The sequence below is a fragment of the Promineifilum sp. (SeqCode) genome (genome assembly GCF_041918635.1).
Classification (GTDB): domain Bacteria; phylum Chloroflexota; class Anaerolineae; order Promineifilales; family Promineifilaceae; genus Promineifilum.
In genome coordinates, this window is the sequence record NZ_JAYRVJ010000049.1 from 1 (window position 1) to 6,171 (window position 6,171).

Annotated in this window: 6 protein-coding genes; 3 read left to right on the plus strand and 3 right to left on the minus strand. The window is 66.8% G+C overall.

Translation table 11 applies throughout. From position 1 onward, the window contains the following. Positions 1 to 66: 66 nt before the first annotated feature. Together ACE3UY_RS01650 and ACE3UY_RS01655 are read right to left on the minus strand one after the other, a co-directional pair. Complete coding sequence (locus tag ACE3UY_RS01650; RefSeq protein ID WP_374685810.1) at positions 67 to 438, minus strand: hypothetical protein; 372 nt, start codon at positions 436 to 438, stop codon at positions 67 to 69. A gap of 98 nt (positions 439 to 536) precedes the next feature. Further along, positions 537 to 1,163: a uracil-DNA glycosylase gene (locus ACE3UY_RS01655; RefSeq protein WP_374685811.1), complete on the minus strand. Its 627-nt coding sequence runs from the start codon at positions 1,161 to 1,163 to the stop codon at positions 537 to 539. Positions 1,164 to 1,381: 218 nt separating this feature from the next. On the opposite strand from ACE3UY_RS01655, the gene ACE3UY_RS01660 reads away from it, so the two are divergent. Further along, the gene (locus tag ACE3UY_RS01660) at positions 1,382 to 2,143 is read left to right on the plus strand and encodes a hypothetical protein (protein WP_374685812.1); all 762 of its coding nucleotides are present in this window, start codon (positions 1,382 to 1,384) and stop codon (positions 2,141 to 2,143) included. 100 nt (positions 2,144 to 2,243) lie between these two features. On the opposite strand, the gene ACE3UY_RS01665 is transcribed toward ACE3UY_RS01660, so the two are convergent. Next, positions 2,244 to 3,584 carry a cytochrome P450 gene (locus ACE3UY_RS01665; RefSeq protein WP_374685813.1) on the minus strand — a complete coding sequence of 447 codons (1,341 nt, stop codon included), beginning with the start codon at positions 3,582 to 3,584 and terminating at the stop codon, positions 2,244 to 2,246. Positions 3,585 to 4,094: 510 nt separating this feature from the next. Between ACE3UY_RS01665 and ACE3UY_RS01670 the strand changes: the two genes are divergently transcribed. Further along, on the plus strand, positions 4,095 to 5,195 hold the full coding sequence (locus ACE3UY_RS01670; protein WP_374685814.1) for a DUF2652 domain-containing protein: 1,101 nt from the start codon (positions 4,095 to 4,097) through the stop codon (positions 5,193 to 5,195). Positions 5,196 to 5,476: 281 nt separating this feature from the next. Continuing rightward, the coding region (locus ACE3UY_RS01675; RefSeq protein ID WP_374685815.1) for a GIN domain-containing protein at positions 5,477 to 6,171 on the plus strand (695 nt) is incomplete at its 3' end.

A 6,171-nucleotide genomic window follows, 5' to 3' on the forward strand; every position in this document is an offset into this window, starting at 1 on the left:
CTGCGTGTGCGCCCTGGGGCAGGCTGCGTGTGCGCCCTGGGGCAGACACGCAGGTCTGCCCCTACCTTACGCGCCGGGGCGCGCCCGCAGCCGCGTCTGACCGGCCCAGCTATCGGCCAGGAAGAGCAGGCCGATGACGATCAGGGGTAGGGCCATGATCAGCAGAACGGTGGCTTCCTGCCAGCCAAAGAAGAGGCTGAAGACGGCCGCCAGGCCGATAAAGATGACCCCGCCGGCCGCCGGCCGGATCCAGGCGATGATGAGGGCCACGACCACGGCGTAGGTCGGCGTCAGGTGGATGAGGAAGCCGCCCAGTTTATCGCCGAACGACCCATCCATGCCCCACACGTCGAGGGCGAACGCGCTGATGAACACCGCATAGAGGACGCCCAGCAGGCGCGGCGTCCAGTGGAGTAGACGATTGGGTTGAGTGGACATAGTTGTTCTCCTGTGCAGCGGGGGAGCAGGGGAGCGGGGGTGCGGGGGAGCATGTACCTCTGAGAACGTGCTACCTGTTACTTGCCACCGGCCACTCACTACGCTCCCACGGCCTCTAACTCCGCCACAGCCAGCGCGGCGGCGATATCTTCGGCGATCATGCGGCGCTTGCTCTTCTCGATGAAGAAGCTCGGCCCGGCCTGAAGGTAGCTGGGAAAGGCGCGCGCCCCGCGAAAGGTGAAGTCGCCGCCGCGAAGCTTGTAGGTCGGCCCGGCCGGGATGACCCGCCCCTCGCCCCGCCGCCGGGCGATGGCGTTGACCGCGGTAATCGCCACGTCGCCCATCAACAGATAGGCCCGCACGTGGGGGAACAGGTCTAGCTCCCGCTCCAGCAGCTCCGAGCAGGCGAGAATGGTCTGGCGGCCGATGGCGTAGCCCAGCTTGGCGCACTTGACCGCCGTCGTCAGGTAGACGCCGCGGTCGAGGATGTCTTGAATGGAGTGAACGTCTACCCCGGCGTCCTGGAAAGCCTGGACGGTCGTCCGGGCGAAGAGGGGGTCGCCGGGGGCGTAGTAGTTATCGGCCGGGTCGGCCGCGGCGCACTCCGAGATGAGGACGACGCGCACCCGCTCGGGGTTGCTCACCGCGCCGGGGACGTAGTGGCCGGCGACGTTGATGTCCTCGCAGGGGAAAGCGCCGCAATAGATGCCCTGGTTGACCTGCATAGATCGCCTCCAATCGGTGTAGGTTCCCTGATACCATCTTACGCCGGCCGGGAGGGGTTGTATAGTGACAAAAGTCATGATTCAAGGAAGAATGGGACGCGGATTGACGCCGATTGATTCGCTGGTTGACGCTGACTCGCCCTATAATCCGCGAAAATCAGCGCCCCATCGGCGTTCATCAGCGTCCCATGCTTCAATCCTGCGGCGCGAGGTTCCTCATGCTCGAAGAACTGCAACAGCTGTACACCAACCTGCTGGCCGGCGACGCCGGCGCCATCCTCGCCCTCTTCCCTGGCGAGCCGCACATCGACACGCCGCTCGACGGCGCGACGCGAGGCGAAGCGGCCGTGCGCGCCTTCGTCGCCCGGCAGGCGGTCTGGCTGGCCGAGCGCCATGCCGCGCCGCGCCTCCTGCACACCATCGATACGCCGGCCCGCGCCGTCGTCGAACTGGTGCTGGATATGGAACAGGACGGCGACCGGATCGATTTGCCCGTCGGGCTGGTGGCCGACCGGCAGGGAGAGGGGTTCTCGGCCGTGCGCGTCTACCACAGTACGTGGCCGCTGACCGGCGGCCATCGCGTCCGGCCGCCGCTGCTGGAGCCGCCGCTGACCCGGCTGGAGGAGCCGCCGGCCGTCGAGGCGTACATGGCCGCCCTGCGCGACGGCAGCGCCCCGCTCATCCTGTCGCTCTTCACCCCCGACGGCTACGTGCGCCAGCCCAGCGGCGACCGCTTTCGCCACGCCGGGCCGGAGGGACTGCCCCACTTCTACGTCCCCGCGCTGGCCGCCGGCGGCATCTCGCTCGTCCACTGCACGGCCACGAGCGACGGCCGCTCCGTCGCCATCGAGTTCATCGTCGATCGGTGGGGCAACGTGGCGCTGCCGCTCCAGGCGGGCCTGGCCGTCTACGACCTGGCCGGCGACCGCCTCGCCGCCGCGCGCATCTACGACGATGTTGATCCGCCGATGGAAGGTTAGCTCCGCAAAGGCACAAAGAAGCAAAGGACGCCAAGTCAAGAGTCCTTTCTCTTCCTTGCGCTCTTTGCTTCTTTGCGCCTTTGCGTGAGCTCTTTCCCTTTCATCGACAAGCGACGCGCATCAGCACCGGGCCTTTGGGCCGCAGGGTGATGAGCGGGTCCCAGTCCAGCCCCTGCTCCGGCTCCGGCGTCAGCCGCGCGTGCTGGGCCATCGTGGCCAGGATGACCTGCGCCTCCATCATGGCGAACAGGTTGCCCAGACAGATGCGCGGCCCGCCGCCGAAGGGCAAATAGGCGTACTTGGGCGGTTGTGGCGCGCCGGCCGCCCAGCGCTCTGGCCGGAACGCCTCCGGGTCGGGGAAGTACTCCGGCAGCCGGTGCATGGCCATGGTGCTGATGATGACGCTGGCCCCCTTGCGGAAGGCGTGGCGGCGGCCGTTGACCTCGAACGCGATGTCCTCCTGCGGCGTGCGGCCGAAGCTGAACGCCGGCGGATAGAGCCGCAGCGTCTCCTTGATCACCTGCTCGGTGTAGGGCAAGCCGGCCAGCGCCTCGAACGTCAGCGGCGCGCGCCCCAGTTGCGCGTCCACCTCGGCGTAGAGCCGCTCGGCCACCTCCGGGTGGCGGCCCAACATCAGCCACACCCACATCAGCGCCACAGCCGTCGTCTCGTGGCCGGCGGTCATCAGCGTGGTGCACTCGTCCACGATCTGCGCCTCGCTCATCGGCCGCCCCTCCTCATCGCGGGCCTGCACCAGCATGGAGAGCAAGTCCCCCTCGTCCCGGCCGCTGGCCCGCCGCTCGCGGATGATGTCGCGGATGAGGGCGTGCAGCTCCCGTAGGGCCGCGTTTTGTCGCCGGTTGGTAGCTGTCGGCACCCAGTTGGGCGGCGGGTAGGCGCTATCGAGTTGCTTCTCGCCCGTCTCCAGCAAGACCTGCATCAGCCGGCCGATGCGCTCCGCTTCCTCGACCAGATCGACGTTGAACATGGTCTTGGCGATGATGCGCAGCGTCAACTGGGTCAGGTCGCGGTCGAGGTGGCGCACCTCGCCGTCCTGCCAGCGGCCGGCCATCTCGCGCGTGTAGGCGGCCATCGTCTCGGCATAGGCGCGGATGCGCATGGCGTGGAAGGCGGGGGCGACCAGCTTGCGCTGCCGCTGCCATGCCTCGTCTTCGGCGATGAACACGCCGTTGCCCATGATGCGTCTCAACACGTTGGTGGTGAACGGGTCGCGGTGGAGCGAGCCGGGGCGCTTGACGATGAGTTCGCGGATCACGTCGGGGTCGGCGACGAAGAAGATGTCGAACCAGAGCACCTGGAAGTGGCTGACGCCCTGCTTGGCCGCCGAGCGGATCATCCAGCCGATGCGATCCTGGCTGAACGTCTGCGATTCGCGCCAACTGAGACGGACGGGCTTATGGCTGTCAACGGTCGTGGTCATAACCAACTCCTTAAAGAAGCGTGATCCGCGGGGTCAGTTCGTAGTCAGGCAATTTTGAAACTTAACAAAAGAACACGGATATGCCGCAATCCGTCGGACGAACGAATGGGGCGTAGGGACAGCGCAGATGCGCCGACAACGCGGCCGAACGGTCTCGTCTTGCAGAACCCTGTCGATGCCGCGTTGTCTCGCCCTCTGTGGCTGGCGCGTTGTCGGTCAGAAGGGGCGAGACAATCGGCGATCCACATTCCAGTGATTGGACGAGGCCGTTCGCGCCGATTGTCCCGCCCCTACGCCGCGCGCTACCGTATCCGTATTCATTTGTTAAGTCTCAAAATTGCCGTTCTTCTCAGCCTGGTCTGAAGAACGGCAATGAATTGCCTGACTACAAGCTCAGAGCGCGTATCTGAGGATGCGCACTCCCAAGCGCGGCAATCGGGACTATACCCATTCTCGCCCGGCGATCAAAGGGCTATAATGCCGCACGTTTCGATGAGGAGGTCGCGCCCGATGAGCAAGGCGCAATCCGGTACCCTGCTGATCGCCGACATCACCGGCTACACCCTGTTCCTGAGCGAGTCTGAACTGGAGCACGCCCAGGAAATCCTCAGCACGCTCCTCGAACTGCTGCTCAGCCACACCCGCCCGCCCCTCACCGTCTCGCGCACGGCCGGCGACGCCGTCATCAGCTACGCCCTCGCCCCCTCGGCCGCCGGCGCGGCGCTCCAGGGCCAGACCTTCGTTGAACTGCTGGAAGATACCTACGTCGCCTTTCGCCGGGCCATCGAGCTGATGATCCTTAACAATACCTGCCGGTGCGCCGCCTGCGCCAACGTCGGCGCGCTCGATCTCAAGTTCTTCGTCCACCAGGGCATCTTCGGCCTGCAAACCCTGGGCGGGCACGTCGAACTGGTCGGCAGCGACGTCAACCTCATCCATCGCCTGCTGAAGAACCACGTCGTCGAGACCACCGGCATCCGCGCCTACACCGTCTACACCGTCGCCGCGGTTGAGGCGCTGGGGCTGGGCGAGATGGCCGCGGCCATGACGCCCCACGCCGAACGCTACGACCACCTGGGCGAGGTGCGGCTGTTCGTCCAGGACATGCGGCCGGCCTGGGAGGCGCGACAGGCGACGCCCAGTGTGGACATCCCACCCGACCAGGTGCTCGTGACCGTCGAGCGCGACTACCCATTGCCGCCCCACCTGCTCTGGGACGCGCTCAGCCGGCCGGAGTACCGCGCCGTGCTGTTGAGCGCCGTCAGCCAGACCATCGGCGACCGGCAGGCCGGCCGCATCGCGCCGGGCACGGAGATTCATTGCGACCACGGCCACCGCGTCACCCGCCAGCGCATCCTCGTCTGGCGGCCGTTTGAGATGATCCTCAGCGAGGACACGACGCCCGTGCCCGGCGTGACCTGCCTGGTGCGGCTGCGCCTGACGCCGACCGACACGGGCACGCGCCTGGAGATGGCCTTTAGCCGCGGGCGCGGCGGGGCGATCAACCGGCGGGTGATGGACGTGGTGGGCCGGCGGATGCTACCCGGGACGGTGGCCGAGGGCATGGCCAAGCTGGCCGAGAAGCTGGAGGCCGAGGTGCAATCCACTTAGGTGCGACCCACTTTCTGAAGTGGATTGCACCAGCCGTGTATACAGCTAGACAACAAACGTATAAAAAGGTCTGTTTACTTCGAGCGCCGCCGGCGGCTATACTGGGGGTTGTTAGAGAGAAGTAGGGGCGCACCTGCGTGTGCGCCCTGGGCGGACAGGTGGTGCGCCCTGGGCGGACAGGTGGTGCGCCCTGGGCGGACAGGTGGTGCGCCCTGGGCAGACACGCCGGTCTGCCCCTACGACACGGGGCGAGCCAGACAGAATAGACAAGGGGAAGTACCATGAACCTGAAGAGTAGACTGCATTGGATATTCGTGTGCCTGTGGCTGGTCGGGCTGGCGGCCCTGGCCGGCTGTAATGTCCAGATGACCACCGGCTCCGGCAACGTCGTCACGCGGGAGTTCGACTATAGCGACTTCAATCAGGTCGAGATCAGCCACGCCTTCGAGGGCGCCATTACGCAGGGGGCGGAGTATCGGGTCGTCGTGCGCGTCGACGACAACCTGGAGCAGTACCTGCTGGCCGAACAGGCGGGCGACCGGGTCCGTATCGGCCTGGAAGACGTGCTCAACGTGGGCCAGGCGACGATGGAATACGAGATCACGATGCCCTCGCTCGCGGCGCTGGACCTGAGCGGGGCCGCCCAGGCGCAACTGAGCGGCTTCACGTCGTCCGACGCCTTCGAGGGCGAGGCCAGCGGGGCCAGCCGCATGGCGGGCGACCTGACCAGCGGCAACACGCGACTGCACGCTTCCGGGGCCAGCACGATCGCCCTGGACGGCGATCGCGGCGATGCGCAACTGGAGGCGTCCGGGGCCAGCACCATCACCCTGACCGGCCAGGGCGGCACGCTGGCGGCCAATGCTTCCGGCGCCAGCACCATCGATCTGGAAGCGTTCCCCACCACCAGCGCCAACGCCACCGCCAGCGGCGCCAGCAATGTGACCGTCAACACCACCGGCCGCCTGGACGCCGA

Bases quoted from the DNA above. Each gene is read 5' to 3' on its own strand.
- ACE3UY_RS01650 (WP_374685810.1), bottom strand. From the start codon at position 438: ATGTCCACTCAACCCAATCGTCTACTCCACTGGACGCCGCGCCTGCTG.
- ACE3UY_RS01655 (WP_374685811.1), bottom strand. From the start codon at position 1,163: ATGCAGGTCAACCAGGGCATCTATTGCGGCGCTTTCCCCTGCGAGGAC.
- ACE3UY_RS01660 (WP_374685812.1), top strand. From the start codon at position 1,382: ATGCTCGAAGAACTGCAACAGCTGTACACCAACCTGCTGGCCGGCGAC.
- ACE3UY_RS01665 (WP_374685813.1), bottom strand. From the start codon at position 3,584: ATGACCACGACCGTTGACAGCCATAAGCCCGTCCGTCTCAGTTGGCGC.
- ACE3UY_RS01670 (WP_374685814.1), top strand. From the start codon at position 4,095: ATGAGCAAGGCGCAATCCGGTACCCTGCTGATCGCCGACATCACCGGC.